General features: G+C 68.3%; 12 protein-coding genes. 2 read left to right on the top strand and 10 right to left on the bottom strand.

The features are described 5' to 3' along the window. Positions 1-93: 93 nt before the first annotated feature. From U0042_RS24745 to alaS, 9 genes are all read right to left on the bottom strand, one after another. Positions 94-2439, bottom strand: coding sequence for a hypothetical protein (locus tag U0042_RS24745; RefSeq protein ID WP_114814757.1), 2346 nt, complete (start codon positions 2437-2439; stop codon positions 94-96). 360 nt (positions 2440-2799) lie between these two features. Next, entirely contained in the window at positions 2800-3519 is a 720-nt protein-coding gene (locus U0042_RS24740) for an ABC transporter ATP-binding protein (RefSeq protein ID WP_114814756.1), read from the bottom strand. Next, entirely contained in the window at positions 3519-4268 is a 750-nt protein-coding gene (locus tag U0042_RS24735) for an ABC transporter ATP-binding protein (RefSeq protein ID WP_114814755.1), read from the bottom strand. Before U0042_RS24735 ends, U0042_RS24740 begins: the two co-directional genes overlap by 1 nt. After that, positions 4265-5593 (bottom strand): branched-chain amino acid ABC transporter permease, encoded by a 1329-nt coding sequence (locus U0042_RS24730; protein ID WP_114814785.1) that lies wholly within the window; start codon positions 5591-5593, stop codon positions 4265-4267. Before U0042_RS24730 ends, U0042_RS24735 begins: the two co-directional genes overlap by 4 nt. Beyond that, complete coding sequence (locus tag U0042_RS24725) at positions 5586-6494, bottom strand: branched-chain amino acid ABC transporter permease (protein ID WP_419150539.1); 909 nt, start codon at positions 6492-6494, stop codon at positions 5586-5588. Before U0042_RS24725 ends, U0042_RS24730 begins: the two co-directional genes overlap by 8 nt. A 60-nt stretch (positions 6495-6554) precedes the next feature. Then, a complete protein-coding gene (locus U0042_RS24720) occupies positions 6555-7046 on the bottom strand; it encodes an acyl-CoA thioesterase (protein ID WP_114814753.1) in 492 nt (163 codons plus the stop codon). Between the two features lie 23 nt (positions 7047-7069). After that, entirely contained in the window at positions 7070-8218 is a 1149-nt protein-coding gene (locus U0042_RS24715; protein WP_114814752.1) for an iron-containing alcohol dehydrogenase, read from the bottom strand. A gap of 171 nt (positions 8219-8389) precedes the next feature. After that, complete coding sequence (locus U0042_RS24710; protein WP_017777711.1) at positions 8390-8920, bottom strand: NUDIX domain-containing protein; 531 nt, start codon at positions 8918-8920, stop codon at positions 8390-8392. A 288-nt stretch (positions 8921-9208) separates the two neighbouring features. After that, a complete protein-coding gene (gene alaS / locus U0042_RS24705) occupies positions 9209-11833 on the bottom strand; it encodes an alanine--tRNA ligase (RefSeq protein WP_114814751.1) in 2625 nt (874 codons plus the stop codon). A gap of 207 nt (positions 11834-12040) precedes the next feature. On the opposite strand from alaS, the gene U0042_RS24700 reads away from it, so the two are divergent. Next, complete coding sequence (locus U0042_RS24700) at positions 12041-13261, top strand: CaiB/BaiF CoA transferase family protein (protein ID WP_114814784.1); 1221 nt, start codon at positions 12041-12043, stop codon at positions 13259-13261. Positions 13262-13290: 29 nt separating this feature from the next. On the opposite strand, the gene U0042_RS24695 is transcribed toward U0042_RS24700, so the two are convergent. Continuing rightward, a complete protein-coding gene (locus U0042_RS24695) occupies positions 13291-13914 on the bottom strand; it encodes an RBBP9/YdeN family alpha/beta hydrolase (protein WP_114814750.1) in 624 nt (207 codons plus the stop codon). Between the two features lie 145 nt (positions 13915-14059). Here U0042_RS24695 and U0042_RS24690 point away from each other — a divergent pair, with 145 nt between their 5' ends. Next, positions 14060-15805, top strand: coding sequence for a glutamine--tRNA ligase/YqeY domain fusion protein (locus tag U0042_RS24690; RefSeq protein ID WP_114814749.1), 1746 nt, complete (start codon positions 14060-14062; stop codon positions 15803-15805). Positions 15806-15831 lie beyond the last annotated feature (26 nt).

Raw genomic sequence — 15831 nt, 5'->3', positions numbered from 1 at the left:
GAACGGCGCGGCGTGCGGCGCGTTCGGTGCATTCAGCGCGGCTTCGCCGGCTTCGAGCCAGCTTCGTTCGCTTCATTCGCCTCATGACCGGCCTCACTTGTCCGCAGCGAGCGAGGCCGACGGCCCCGTCGCCTGCGGCGCGGCCATCTGTGCCCCTGCATGCGGCCTGAGGTCCACGTCGAGGCTGCCGTCCAGCGCCATTTTCACGGTGCCCTTCGCCACATCGCGCCGGTACGCGTACATGTCGAAATGCAGCGGACCGTTCGCGCGCGAGTCGTGGATCAGCGTGCGCCCGTTCACGACGAGCGAATCGAACATCTTCACGTCCCCGGCTTCTATCCAGATGTAGCTCGATCCCGCCGACGCCGGCGCGTGGATGACGGGCGCATGCGGCTCGGCGCGAAACTTGAGCACGAGGCCCTCCTGCGTCACCGTCGCGCTCTCCAGATGACCGCGCAACACGGGCGGCGGGAACACGGTGTACTGATCGAACACGAGTTCGTTGCCGCGCAGCGCCACGCCTTTGCGCGCGAACGGCGTCAGCGACGAGAGCGGAATGTCGAGCGCGCGCAGCAAGCCCGCCTGCGGCACGCCGAGCACCGTCACGCTCTGTGGCGCGTAGGCGAGATGCCGCTCGTCGAGCACGCGGATCGTGCCGCTCATCGTCGTGGGCAGCCACACGCCCGGAAAGTGATTCCAGAGCTTGATGCCGCCCGTCACGCGCAACGCGTTGCCTTGCGGCGTGAGCGCGAGGTCGTTGAGCGAGCGCGGCGTGTAGTCGAGCAGATAGTCGTTGAAGAGCGCCGACATTGCGGGCCACGGCTCCACCACTTCGCCGCCCAGAATACGGATGTCGTATTGCGTCGGATCGTCCAGATTGACGGGCTGGCCGGGCTGCTTCGCCACCAGTTGTGCGTCGAGCGAGCGCACGTGAAAGCCGATGCGACCGGTCACGTAGAAGTCCACGTTCTCCGCATGAATGAACGGCGCCGGGCCTGGCGAGCGGCGTTCGTCGTCGGCCGGTTGCGCCGTGGGGGTGCCTGACGGCGCATCCGGGGACATTGACACAGTGGACAGACCCGACGTAGCAGCCGATGCCGTCTGCGCGCTCGCGTCGCGCAACGCCGCCGGCACGAAGCGCCACTGCGCGCGCGCTTCAGCGAGCGACGCCTGCTGCATGCGGATGAAGCTGTCGTTGTATCGGGCCGCGGCGCTGCCGATCTGCATCGGCGCAGACTGCATTGCCTGCGCGGCACCGTTCACAACCGGCCACGACGCGAGCCGCACGTCGAGCGCGCCCGCCTCGCTGAACGTGAGCCAGCCCGCGGCGAGCTGCTCGCGATAGTGGTACAGGTCCAGCACGAACGGCGCGGCGGGATTCACGGGTTCGATGGTCATGTCGATGTTCATCGGCATCGAACGCATGAACTTCACGTCGCCGCCCACGATGCGCAGCCCGCGCGCCGGCATCGACTCGGGCCATACGATGGCCTGCTGTATCGCGTTGGTAGGGTCGTCCAGCGTGAAGCGCACGCCCTCGGGCGTCACGTCGATGTGCGTGATCGTCATGCGCAGCGCGGGCGGCGGCGTGAGCTTCGCGACCTGCATCACGACGTCGTCGCCTTCGAGGCGCGCAATCGGCGTCTCGACCTTCAACAGGTCGGCCATCTTTACGTGGGCCGCCTGCATCAGATGATCGGCGCTCGCGCCCGCCACCTCGACGTGCTGGGCATGGAACACGAGTTCGTCGGCATGGCGCATGGCGAGCGTGCCTGTCAGCGCGATCGGCACCCAACCGTCGCGCCACATCTGCCCCGTGATGCGCAGCGTGCCCTGTTGCGGCACCACGCGCATGTTGCGCAAGGGCGAGCCCTGGTACTGGAACAGATAGCGGTTGAAGATCGCGGTGAGGCGGTCCGCGTTGAGCGTGACGTCGCCGCGATGGACGGCGATGACGACGCTCGTCGGGTCGTCGAACACGACGGGTTCGCCTCGCTTGACGGGAGTGAGCGTGGCGCTCATGTCGTGGATCATGAAGCCGATGTCGCCGGTAACGCGAAAGTCCACGTCGCGCGCAAACATGAGCGACCCGTCGACGCCCGAGTCGCGCAGCGTGAGTGCGCGCGTGCGCTGCAACGCCAAAGGGCCCACGGACGGCACGCGCGCAAGCACGCGTTGATCTTCGCCCAGCTCGCGCGCCTTCGCGACTTCGAGCGTTGGACGCTCGGCCGAACCGGCATCAGCGCAGCCGGTGAGCCACGCGGCCGTGCCAAGCAATGCGATGGCGCACGCCACCGCGGACGCGAAAGCGCGCGCGCCGCGCTTTGCGTGCACGGTGCGTGATCGAGGTTTTTCGGGCTGCGCTTTGGCGTGCGATTTGGCGTGCAATTTAGCGCACGCTTCGTGCTGAACCTCGGCCGAGCTGGTCGTGTCTTGCATGGTGTTCGCCTCCTCCCTGGGAACGGCGCAGCCGCTTCCTGTCGTGTCGTGCCACGCGGCGGCGCCGTCGTCCTCCTTGCCCTCGTTGTCCGGCGCGGTCGTCTGAACGACGCGCCGAAACGGGGTCTTTGCAAGCGATTGTCTTTTTTTGTCGCCGCGCTGCCGACAAGATTCGTCGAGGAGAGTTACCAAACGCGAACGCAGATCGCGGCGACTTCAGAAGCGCCGCGAAGCCGCGTCTGCAGGGGCTTTTCGTCAACGGCCGGGGCCACATTCAAACGCCTGTTTTGAGCGTTCGAATCGATCGACGACGCAGTTTTCGTGCTGCACCGCAATGGCGCCATGTTGCCCGCGCGACGCTCAACCCACGCCGAGCCAATCGCGCACGATGTCGTCGCGTTGCGCGAACGCGTCCAACGACCCTTCGAACACGATGGCGCCGTGCCCCATCACCGCGATGCGGTCCGCCAGCCGGCGCGCGAGCGCAAGCCGCTGTTCGATCAGCAGCACCGCGACGCCGCGTTCGCGCAACGTATGCAGGCAATCGCCCACCACTGCGCTCACCTGGGCCGCGAGCCCTTCGGTGGGTTCGTCGACGATCAGAAGATCAGGATTCCCGAGCAGTGCGCGAGCCAGTGCGAGCATCTGCTGCTCGCCGCCCGAGAGCACGCCTGCGCGTGCCGCGGCACGCTCGCGCAGAATCGGAAAGAGCGCGTAGGCGTCGTCGAGCGTGAAGCGTGGCGTACGCCCCGAACGCGGTGAACGCGGCGCGATGCCGAGCGCGAGGTTCTCGCGTACCGTGAGCGTGGGGAACACGTCTCGGTGCTCGGGCACGTAACCGATGCCGAGCCGCGCGATCTCGAACGTGCACCGGCCCGCCAGCACGTGGCCCGCGAACCGCACCTGCCCTTGCGTGCGCACCATCCCCATCACGGCTTTGGCGAGGGTCGAACGACCCGAGCCGTTGCGTCCCGCAAGCGCGAGCACTTCGCCTGCCTCCACGTGCAGGTCGACGCCGTGCAGCACCTGGCTTGCGCCGTACCACGCTTGTAGTCCGCGAATCTCGAGCAGCGCGCCCATCACGCGAATGCCTCGCCCAGGTATGCGGCGCGCACGGCGGCATGCGCGCGAATCTCCGCGGGCGTGCCCGTCGCGATGACCTTGCCCTGCACGAGCACCGAGATGCGATCCGCGAGTCCGAACACGGCGTCCATGTCGTGCTCGATCATGAGCAGCGTTTTGCCGGCCGTCGTCGCGCGGATCAGCTCGATGGCGTGCGCGGCTTCGGCGCGGTTCATGCCGGCCGTGGGCTCGTCGAGCAGCAGCATGTGGGCGTCGCTCGCGAGCGCGAGGCCGAGGTCGAGCGCGCGCTGCTGCGCGTAGCCTAGACGCGCGGCGAGCACGTCGCGCTGCGCCGCAAGGCCGATGGCGTGCAGCACTTCATCGGCACGCGCGTCGACAAGCGTCGAGTCCATCCACCGATGCCACCATCGCACGCCGCCGCGCCGCGCGGCGAGCACGGCACAACGCAGGTTGTCGTAGACGGAGAGCCGTCCGAACACGCTGGTGGTCTGGAAACTGCGAGCAAGGCCGAGGTGATTCACGCGCGCGGGCGTGAGCCGCGCGATGTCCGCGCCGTTCAGTTCGATGCGGCCCGCGCTCGCGCGCGCGGCGCCCGTGATCACGTCGAAGAGCGTGGACTTGCCCGCGCCGTTCGGGCCGATCAGCGCGTGACGCTCGCCGGCCTCGACGACGAGATCGACGCCGCGCAGCACCTTGACGTCGCCGAAGCGCTTTCCGACGCCACGCAGAATGAGCGCGGCAGTCATGGTTCGTCTCCGGTGCGTGGGCCGGCGCTATCGTTGCCCTTGCCGTTGCTGGTCCCGAGCTTCGACCACGCACGCGCGGCGCGCCACGCGCACACGCCGCCTGCCGTCGCCAGCGCGATCAGACCCATCGCGAAACGCGAGGCACTGGCCGCGTCGCGCGGCACAGCGCCCACGAACGGCAACGCGGCGTCGGCACCGCCACCGCCCGAGAGGTCACCAAATCGCGCGGCATAAGCCCACTGCACCGCGAGCACGAGCGCCACGCCCCACGCAATCGCGCCGCCCGCGCTCCACGCATAGGCACGCGCGCAACGCCGCCCGCCGTATCCCGCGACGACACGCCGCTGCCGCGCAATGAAGCCCGCGAGGCCGCCTGGCGACACCATCATCACGGCCATGAAGTACAGGCCCACGTAGAGCAGCCACGCGCGCGTCACGCTCGCCACCGCCACGCTGAAAAACACCAGCACGACGGCACCGACCGCCGGCCCGAAGAACCACGCGGGACCGCCCGTGACCGTCGCGATCAGCATCGCGGCCGAGGGCAGCATGCCCACGCTCTCGGGCGACACGAGCTCCACGTTCACGAGCGCGAGCGTGCCCGCCACGCCCGCGAAGAACGACGCGAGCACGATCATCGCGTAACGGATGCGCGCTGGCGCACAACCGATTGCGGCCGCACGCACGGGGTTGTCGCGCACGGCATTGGCAAGCCGCACGAGCGGCGTGCGCGAGAGCGCGAACATCGCGACGCTCGCCAGCACGCACCACCCGGCGATCAGCGCGTACGCCTGATGCGCCGGGCCGAAGGTCCAGCCGCCCCAGGCCGGACCGCTCGTACGGTCGATGGTCACGCCCGCCTCGCCGCCGAACCAGTGCGGCAGCGTCCAGGCCGCCGCCGCGACGAGTTCGCCGAGCCCGAGCGTGATCATGGCGAACGCGGTGCCCGCGCGCCGCGTGGCCACGGCGCCGAACAGCACGCCCACCGCCGCGCCGCCCAGGCCGCCAATGAACGGCAGAAGCGGCAATGCGACGCCGAAACGGTTGAACACGTGCGCGGCCGTCAACGCGCCAAGCCCCGAGCAGGCGGCATGGCCGAACGAGAGCAGACCGGTCTCGCCGAGCAGCAGGTTGTACGAGAGCGCGAGCACGACGAGCGTGGCCGTTTGCGCGAGGTACGAGAGCAGCCATCCGGCCGGAACGAAGTATGGCGGCGACAGCAGCGCAGAGACCGACGGCGGCACGGCGAGCCACGCAATCAACGCGCACCAGGGCGCCGCGCGCGGCCACAGGCGCGCCCACGTAAACGCATGAGCTTTACGCATCGTCGCCACGCTGCCCGAAGAGTCCGCGCGGACGCAGCGCAAGCATCGCCACGAGCAGCACGTAGGGCAGCAGCGGCGCGATCTGCGCGACGGTGAGCGCGCTCCAGGCGGGCGGCAGCGCATCGGCAAGCCGGCCGATGTGGCCGAGGCGAGCCAGGCGTTCGGCCAGATCGCCGAACGACACGTTGCTCGCCGCCGCGAACGTCTCCAGGCAGCCCACCGCAAGCGAGGCCACCAGCGCCCCCGCAAGCGAACCGAGCCCGCCCGCCACCACGACGACGAACACGATGGAGCCCACGGACTGCGCCATCGCAGGCTCGATCACGAAGAGCGGCGCGCCCACCACACCGGCCAGTGCCGCGAGCCCCGTGCCCACGCCGAACACCCACGTGAAAACGCGCGGCACGTCGTGGCCGAGTGCTTCCACCATCTGCGGATGCGTGAGCGCCGCGCGCACCACGAGCCCCGTCTTCGACACGCGCAGCACCGCGGCAAGCAGCGCGAGCATGGCGAGCGCCACGGCCATCATGAAGGCGCGGTAGCGCGGAAAGGCGACGCCGTCGAGCGTGAACAGCGGACCGTCGAGCACGGCCGGCACCGTTGCGCTCAGCGGCTCGAGTCCCCACACGAGCTTGACGAGTTCGCCGATCACGTAGGCCGCGCCGAAGGTGAGCAGCAACTCGTTCAACGCGCCGCCGGGCCGCACGCGCCGCAACAGCCAGCGCTCGAGCGCCGCGCCCGTGGCGCCCACGGCGAGCGGCGCGAGCACGAGCGCCCAGCCGAAGCCGATACGCGATGCCAGCGAAAAGCCCACGTACGCGCCCAGCATGTAGAAGCTCGCATGCGCGAAGTTGAGCACGCCGAGCATGCTGAAGATCAGCGTGAGTCCCGCGGAGAGCATGAACAGCAAGAGGCCGTAGCTGAGACCGTCCAGCGTCTGGATTGCCAGGGTCTGCACGGCTTAGTCCGCCGCCCGGTCCTGGTCGTTGCCCTGAGCGCAAGCGCCCGCGTCGTGAGGGGCCACGACGAGCGGCGCGAGCGCGGCGTGCAACGCGTCCGGCAACGCGGCCACCGGCCGCCGCGTGGCGCGTTCCACATAGACGTGCACGAAGTGCCCCTGCGCCGCGGGCTGCGACTCGCCTTCGCGAAAGAGTCCCACCTCGTAGCGCACGCTCGACGATCCGAGCCGCGCCACACGCAGTCCGGCATCCACGCGCTCCGGAAACACGAGCGGCGAGAAGTAGTTGCACTGCGTTTCCACCACGAGGCCGATCGTCGCGCCGTGTTCCACATCGAGCGCGCCCGCGCGGATCAGGTACTCGTTCACCACCGTGTCGAAATAGCTGTAGTAGACGACGTTGTTCACGTGACCGTAGACGTCGTTGTCCATCCAGCGTGTGGTGATGGGCAGGAAGTGGCGGTAGGCGCTGCGAACGATCGCGGTGGGCCTCATGGTGGTTTGCGTCCCTTCGTGGTTTAGAGCGACTCGTGCAGCATGCGCCGGTAGTCGTCCGCGCTGGCTTCGCGCGGATTGGTCTTGTGGCAATGGTCGGCGAGCGCGCCTTCGATCACGTGGTCGAATACGCTCGGGTCCACGCCCATCTGCGCGAGGCCGGTGGGCAGGCCGAGCCGTGCGGTCATGTCGTGCAGCGCGTCGGCCAGATCGGCGTCGGGCGCGAGCCCCATCACGCGGCGCATGCGCTCGTAGCGGCGGTTGGCCACCACGCTTTCGGCGCTCGCGTTGAAGCGCAGCACGGCGGGCAGCACGACGGCATTGAGCGTGCCGTGATGCAGCGACGTGCGGCCGCCCACCTTCACGCCGCCGAGCGGATGCGAGAGCGAATGCACGCAGCCGAGGCCCTTCTGGAACGCCATGGCGCCCTGCATCGACGCGCTCATCATGTTGAGGCGCGCGTCGCGGTCGCTGCCGTCGCGGGTGGCGCGCTCGATGTTCGCCCACGCGCGTTCGAGTCCGTCGAGCGCGATGCCGTCGGCGGGCGGGTTGAAGGCGGACGCAAGGAAGGTCTCGATGCAGTGCGCGATGGCGTCCATGCCCGTGGCCGCCGTCAGCATGGGCGGCAGACCGAGCGTGAGGCCGGGGTCGCAGATCGCGGCCTTCGGCAGCAGGTGCCACGAGTGAAAGCCGAGCTTGCGCCCGTCGTCGAGGATGATGATGGCGCCGCGCGCCACCTCGCTGCCCGTGCCCGCCGTGGTGGGCACGGCGATGAGCGGCGCGGCTGTGCTCGTGATGCGGTTGCTGCCGCCTTCGATGGTGGCGTAGGTGGCGAGCGGCCCCGGGTGCGTCGCCGCAATGGCCACGCCCTTCGCCAGATCGATGGACGACCCGCCGCCCACGGCGACAAGCCCGTCACAGCCCGCCTCGCGATAGCGCGCCGCCGCGGCCCGCACCATGGCCTCCGTGGGGTTCGAGGGCGTGTCGTCGAACACGGGCAATGCGCCCTGGCCGAGCGCATCCACCGCACGCTGGGCAAGACCCGCGGCCGCGACGCCTTTGTCCGTCACGACGAGCGGTCGCGTGATGCCGGCCCGCGTGCATTCGGACGGAAGCTGTTCGAGCGCGTCGTAGCCGAGATGGATGTGAGTCAGGTAGTAGATGTACGCCATGCCATGTCTCCTGGTTGGGTCGCCTGCGTCGTGCGCGGGCCGCTTCGTCTTGTGGGCCGCCGCCCACGGCTGCGGCTTGCCGGGTGCCGCTTCGTCGTTACCGGTACGAATGTGCCGCTACTGCCCGGTTGTTACGGGGTGCTGGTACGTCGCTACAGGCGGCTGCCGCCGTCATTGGCCCGGCCGCTCGACGAACTCGAACGGCAGGCCGCGTCGCCGCATCCATTCGGCGAGCGCCTGGCCCGTGCCCGCCAGCCACGGCCGCAGCTTCGCGGGCTCCACGAGCCGATACTCCAGAAGTTCGGGCGACAGCGCGATGGTGCCATGCGCCTTCACGTGATACGCGATGATCAGTTCGTTCTTGCGGATGAACTCGTAGACGCCGACCAGTTCCACGCTCTGCGCGTGCAGGGCCGTTTCCTCGCGCACCTCGCGGGCAATACCTTCTTCGGGCGTTTCGCCGTTTTCGAGAAAGCCCGTGATGAGCGCGAAGGTGCCCTCGGGCCAGGCGGCATTGCGCGCGAGCAGCACGCGCCCTTCGTACTCGACGATCGCAGCGACCACGGGCAGCGGATTGTTCCAGTGCACATAGCCGCAGGCCTCGTCCGGACAGGTCTGGCGCACGCGGCCGCCCTCGTGTTCCGGATCGGTTCGCTCGACGAGCGGCGTGGCGCAGCGGGGGCAGAAGCGGTAGTCGGTCATGGGGCGGGAGGACGGGCGGCGCGATGGAAAGCGTCCATTTTAGTGTGCGATTGCGGCGGTCGTGGGGCGGCGTCGGCGTGGGGCGAGGTTCGGTTGAGATTCGTCCCGGGAAGGCCGCCTTGGGCCGCCACGCCGCTCTCGTTGTGCCCCACGCCGCGCGCCACAAACGAAACGGGCCGCTCCCTTTTCTTAAGGAGCGGCCCGCTTGTCTTTTACCCTCTTACCCTCTGCTGCGCCGCGACGGCGCTTTCATTTCATCGGGCCATTACCGTAGCCCGCCACGTGCGATTAAAGCTGTGCCTCGATCCAACCCTTCACGCCCGCCAGCGCCGCAGGCAGGTTGGTCGGATCGGTGCCGCCGGCCTGCGCCATGTCGGGCCGGCCGCCGCCCTTGCCGCCCACCTGCTGGGCCACGAAGTTGACGAGTTCGCCGGCCTTCACCTTCTTGCTGGCCTCGGCCGTGACGCCCGCAATCAGGCTCACCTTGCCGCCTTCCACAGACGCCAGCACGATGGCCGCGCTCTTCAGCTTGTCCTTGAGCTTGTCGACGGTCTCGCGCAGCGTCTTCACGTCCGCGCCTTCCAGCGTCGCGGCGAGCACCTGCACGCCGGCCACATCGACGGCCTGGCCGGCCAGCTCGTCGCCCTGGCTCGACGCGAGCTTCGACTTGAGCGCCGCCAGTTCCTTCTCGAGCGACTTCACCTGGTCCTGCACCTGCGAGATGCGCTGCGTGAGTTCGGCCGGCTGCGCCTTGAGCGCCGCGGCAGCCGCATTGATGCGCGCGTCGAGTTCCTGCACGTAGCGCACCGCGTTGTCGCCGGTGATGGCTTCCACGCGACGGATGCCCGCCGCCACGCCGCCTTCCACCACGATCTTGAAGAGGCCGATGTCGCCCGTGCGATGCACGTGCGTGCCGCCGCAGAGTTCGCGCGAGAAGCCGAGGTCGAGCACGCGCACTTCGTCGCCGTACTTCTCGCCGAAGAGCGCCATCGCCCCGCCCTTCACGGCTTCGTCGTAGGGCATCACCTGCACCACGCCGGGCGCGTTCGCGAGCACCTCGGCGTTCACGATGTCTTCCACGCGGCGGATTTCGTCGTCCGTCATGGGCGCGTTGTGGGCGAAGTCGAAGCGCGTTTTCTCCGCGTCCACGAGCGAGCCCTTCTGCTGCACGTGCGCGCCCAGCACTTCGCGCAGCGCCTTGTGCATGAGGTGGGTGGCCGAGTGGTTGCGGGCCGTGCGGGCACGGCGCACGGCGTCGATCTCGGCCTTCACCACGTCGCCCACCTTGAGCGTGCCCTGCTCGAGCAGACCGTGATGACCGATCACGTCGGCCTGCACCTTCTGCGTATCGCTCACGGCAAAGCGCACGCTCGCGTTGCCGAGCACGCCCTGGTCGCCCACCTGGCCGCCCGACTCGGCGTAGAACGGCGTGTGGTCGAGCACCACCACGGCGTGCTGGCCCTTCGTCACTGCGTTCACCGAGGCGCCGTCCACGTAGAGCGCGACCACCTTCGCGTCGTCGAAGACGATCTCTTCGTAGCCGTGGAACGTGGTCTTCGCACCCGAGTATTCGAGGCCTTGCGCCATGCGGAACTTGCCGGCCGCGCGAGCCTGCTCGCGCTGACGCGTCATGGCTTCGTCGAAGGCGGCTTCGTCCACGCTCACGCCGCGCTCGCGGCACACGTCCGCCGTGAGATCCAGCGGGAAACCGTAGGTGTCGTGCAGCTTGAACGCGAGTTCGCCGTCGAGCGTCTTGCCGCCTGCGGCTTCGAGTTCGGCGAGCGCGCCATCGAGGATCGACATGCCGTGCTCGATGGTCTCGAAGAAGCGCTCTTCCTCCTGGCGCAGCACGTCGGTGACGCGCGCCTCGTTTTCCTTGAGCTCGGGATACGCGCCGCCCATCTGCGCGACGAGGTCGCCCACGAGCTTGTGGAAGAACGCCTGCTTGCGGCCCAGCTTGTAGCCGTGGCGGATGGCGCGGCGCACGATCCGGCGCAGCACGTAGCCGCGGCCTTCGTTGCCCGGAATCACGCCGTCGACGATCAGGAACGAGCACGCGCGGATGTGGTCCGCAATCACCTTGAGCGAGTTGTTCGTGAGGTCGGTCATGCCGGTTTCACGGCCGGCGGCCGCGATCAGCGCCTGGAACAGGTCGATCTCGTAGTTGCTGTGCACGTGCTGGAGCACGGCAGCGATACGTTCGAGGCCCATGCCGGTGTCCACGCAGGGCTTCGGCAGCGGCGTCATGTTGCCCTGCGCGTCGCGGTTGAACTGCATGAACACGAGGTTCCAGATTTCGATGTAGCGGTCGCCGTCTTCTTCGGGCGACCCCGGCGGGCCGCCCCACACGTCCGGGCCGTGGTCGTAGAAGATCTCCGAGCACGGGCCGCACGGGCCGGTGTCGGCCATCTGCCAGAAGTTGTCCGACGCGTAGCGCGCACCCTTGTTGTCGCCGATGCGGATGATGCGCTCGGCAGGCACGCCCACTTCCTTCGCCCAGATGTCGTAGGCCTCGTCGTCTTCCTTGTAGACGGTGACCCAGAGCTTGTCCTTCGGCAACTGGTAGACCGTGGTGAGCAGCTCCCACGCGTAGTGGATCGCGTCGCGCTTGAAGTAGTCGCCGAACGAGAAGTTGCCGAGCATCTCGAAGAACGTGTGGTGGCGAGCGGTGTAGCCCACGTTTTCGAGGTCGTTGTGCTTGCCGCCCGCGCGCACGCTGCGCTGCGCCGTGGTGGCGCGCGAGTACGGCCGCTTGTCGGTGCCGAGGAACACGTCCTTGAACTGCACCATCCCCGAATTGGTGAAGAGCAGCGTCGGGTCGTTGGCGGGCACAAGGCTCGACGAGCGCACGATCGTGTGGCCCTTCGATTCGAAGAACTTGAGGAATTTCTCGCGGATATCGGCTGCTTTCATGGCGTGGTGGGGCGGTCTCTGCTTTAAATCCGGCGCGTACCGGTCAAAACCGCAGACGCGCCAGCCATTTGCTTTCCAGACGGTCGATTATACGGGATCACGCCCGCCACGCGAGGCCGCGAGGCCCTCCCGGACAGGGCCGCGGGCGGGAATCGCTTAAGATGGGCGGCATTGCAGGCAGCCACAAGAGGAGACACGCAAGACATGATGGGCGCTCTCAGTCATATCCGGGTGCTGGACCTCACCCGCGTGCTGGCCGGTCCCTGGTGTGCACAGACACTCGCCGACTTCGGCGCCGACGTGATCAAGATCGAGCGCCCCGGCGCCGGCGACGACACGCGCCATTGGGGTCCGCCGTACCTGAAGACGCCGGACGGCGCCGACACGCGCGAAGCCGCCTACTACCTCGCGGCGAACCGCAACAAGCGGTCGGTCACGGTGGACATCGCCACGCCCGAGGGCCAGCGCATCGTGCGCGAACTCGCCGCGCAAAGCGACGTGGTGCTGGAAAACTACAAGGCCGGACAACTGAAGAAGTACGGGCTCGACTACGCATCGCTCGCCGCCGTGAAGCCCGACATCGTCTACTGCTCCGTGACGGGCTTCGGCCAGACCGGGCCGTACGCGTCGCGGGCCGGCTACGACTTCATCGTGCAGGGCATGGGCGGCTTCATGAGCATCACGGGCGAGCGCGACAGCCTGCCGGGCGGCGGCCCGCAAAAGGCCGGCGTGGCGATTGCGGACCTCATGACCGGCATGTACGCGACCATCGCCGTGCTCACGGCGCTTGCGCACCGCGACCGCACGGGCGAAGGCCAGTACATCGACATGGCGCTGCTCGACGTGCAGGTCGCCATGCTCGCGAACATGAACGCGAACTACCTGGCAAGCGGCAAGCCGCCCGTGCGCTGGGGCAATGCGCACGCGAACATCGTGCCGTACCAGACGTTCCAGACGAGCGACAGCTGGATCATCGTCGCAGTGGGCAACGACGGCCAGTTCCGCAAGTTCGTGGAGGTGGGCAGCCGCGCGGAACTGGCCGACGACGAGCGCTTCGCCACCAACCCGGCCCGCGTGCGCAACCGCGACACGCTCGTGCCCATGCTCGCCGAGATGGTGCGCCTGAAGACGAAGCACGAATGGATCGCGGCACTCGAAGCGGCCGGCGTGCCGTGCGGGCCGATCAACGATCTGGCCGAGGTGTTCGCCAACGAGCAGGTGGTGGCCCGCGGGATGCAGGTGGACGTGCCGCATCCGTCGGGCGCCACGGCGAAGCTCGTCGCCAATCCCATCAAGATGACGAAGACGCCGCCGCGGGTGGCGAGCCATCCGCCCACCCTCGGCGAGCACACGGACGAAGTGCTGCGCGACGTGCTCGGCTACGGCGAAGACGCCATCGCGGCGTTGCGGGCGAAGTCGGCGATTTAGGTTCGGCGCCCCGGGCCGCTCAAGCGCCTTCAGCGCCCTTCCTCCACGCGTGGCTCGCGCGCCAGCTCGGCGAGCCACGCGAGCCCCTGCTCCCAGTCGCCGAGACCGCTGTCGGCATTGATGTGCCCGCGTGCGCCGACGTCGAACCAGCGGCTGCCCCACGCCCGCGCGCACGACTCGGAGAACGCGAGGCTGCCGTACGGGTCGTCGCTGCTCGCCACGACGGTGGTGGGAAACGGCAGCGTTTCGAGCGGCACGGGCGAAAAGCCGGCCGCGTCGCGCGGAAACGCAGCGCCTGCGGGGTCCGGCACGGCCACGAGCAGCGCGCCCGCCACCTTCGCTGCATGTTCGGGCGTGGCGTACTGCGTGGCCCAGAACGCCACGGTGAGGCACCCCATGCTGTGCGCGGCCAGCAGCACGGGCCCTTCGGCGGCGGCCACGGCCGCGTCGAGCGTGCGGCACCACGCCTCGCGCACCGGATGATCCCAATCGGCCATCTGCACACGGGTGAAAGCGAAATTGCCGGGACGCGCGCCCGAGGTTGCGACCACCGCAGGCCCATGCCCGCCGTGCAGCGCTTCCCAGCGCGTCTGCCAGTGGCCGGGGCCGGAGTTCAGGTAGCCGGGCAGCGTCAATACCGTGTGGTCGATCATCGCTTTCGTGTTCCTCGCAGGCTCGCGACAAGGCTGCGGCGCCCCGCGCCACGCCGCGCGGCGGCTGCCGGAGCGGGCCTCGTCAGGTAGAATTAACAGAATTGCGGACGCACCGCGCGCCCTCGAACGATATCCCTACTCTCGCATGAACAACGAACGCAAACCCACCGAACGCAAGCCAGCAGACCACGCCGACCGGACCGACGCGCCCGCGTCCAACTTCATCCGCAACATCATCGACGAGGACAATCGCTCGGGCAAGTGGGGCTCGCGGGTGGAAACGCGGTTCCCGCCGGAGCCGAACGGCTACCTGCACATCGGCCACGCGAAAAGCATTTGCCTCAATTTCGGCACGGCGCGCAGCTACGGCGGCGTGTGCCATCTGCGCTTCGACGACACGAATCCGGAAAAGGAAAGCGTCGAGTACGTCGAGTCGATCATCGACGCCGTGAAGTGGCTCGGCTTCGACTGGAAGCAAGACGGCAAGGACCATCTCTACTACGCGAGCGACTACTACGACAAGCTGTACGCCTTCGCCGAACTGCTGATCGAGCGCGGCAAGGCCTACGTGGACAGCCAGAGCGCCGAAGAAATGCGCGCGACCCGCGGCTCGCTCACCGAGCCCGGCAAGCCTTCGCCGTACCGTGACCGCACGCCGGAAGAGAACCTCGGCCTGTTCCGCCGCATGAAGGCGGGCGAGTTCGCCGAGGGCGAGCACGTGCTGCGCGCGAAGATCGACATGGCGTCGCCCAACATCAACATGCGCGACCCGGTGATCTACCGCATCCGCTTCGCGCATCACTACCGTACCGGCGACACGTGGTGTGTGTACCCGATGTACGACTACACGCACTGCATTTCGGACGCGCTCGAAAACATCACGCATTCGCTGTGCACGCTCGAATTCGAAGACCACCGGCCGCTCTACGACTGGGTGCTCAACGAACTGGCCGACGCCGGCGTCTTCACGCGTCCGCTGCCGCAGCAAATCGAGTTTTCGCGGCTCAACCTCACGTACGCCATCACGAGCAAGCGCAAGCTGCTGCAACTCGTGACCGAGGGCCACGTGGAAGGCTGGGACGACCCGCGCATGCCCACCATCGTCGGCCTGCGCCGCCGCGGCTTCACGCCCGAGGGCATCCAGCTCTTCTGCGATCGCATCGGCGTGACGAAGGTGGACTCGTGGATCGACATGAGCGTGTTCGAAGGCGCGCTACGCGACGACCTCGACGACAAGGCGCCGCGCACGGTGGCCGTGCTGGACCCGGTGAAGCTCGTCATCGACAACTTCCCCGAAGGCGTGACCGAGGAATGCAGCGCGCCGGTGCATCCGCACCATCCGGAACGGGGCCTGCGCACGTTCCCGATTTCGCGCGAACTGTGGATCGAACGCGAGGACTTCACGGAAACGCCGCCGAAGGGCTACTTCCGCCTCTTCCCCGGCAACAAGGTGCGGCTGCGCTACGGCTATGTGGTGGAGTGCACGGGCGCGGAGAAGGACGCGGACGGCAACGTCGTGGCGGTGCATTGCACCTACTTCCCGGACAGCCGCTCGGGCACCGAAGGCGCGAACAACTACAAGGTGAAGGGCAACATCCACTGGGTGAGCGCGGCGCAGGCCTGCCCGGCGGAAGTGCGTCTCTACGACCGCCTCTTCAAGGAACCGCAGCCCGATGCAGGCGGCCGCGACTTCCTCGAAGCGCTGAACCCGGACTCGAAGCGCGTGGTGCAGGCCTATCTGGAACCAGGTGCGCGCGACGCGATGCCCGAAGACCGCTACCAGTTCGAACGGCACGGCTATTTCGTGGCCGACCGCGTGGACTCGAAACCGGGCAATCCGGTGTTCAACCGCATCGTCGGGCTGCGCGACAGCTGGGGCAAGCCGGCCTGAATCTGCCGTCAGGCAGTGCGGCGTCC

It is taken from the genome of Paraburkholderia kururiensis (assembly GCF_034424375.1).
Lineage (GTDB): Bacteria > Pseudomonadota > Gammaproteobacteria > Burkholderiales > Burkholderiaceae > Paraburkholderia > Paraburkholderia kururiensis_A.
This window is presented reverse-complemented; position numbering and strand designations above follow the sequence as displayed.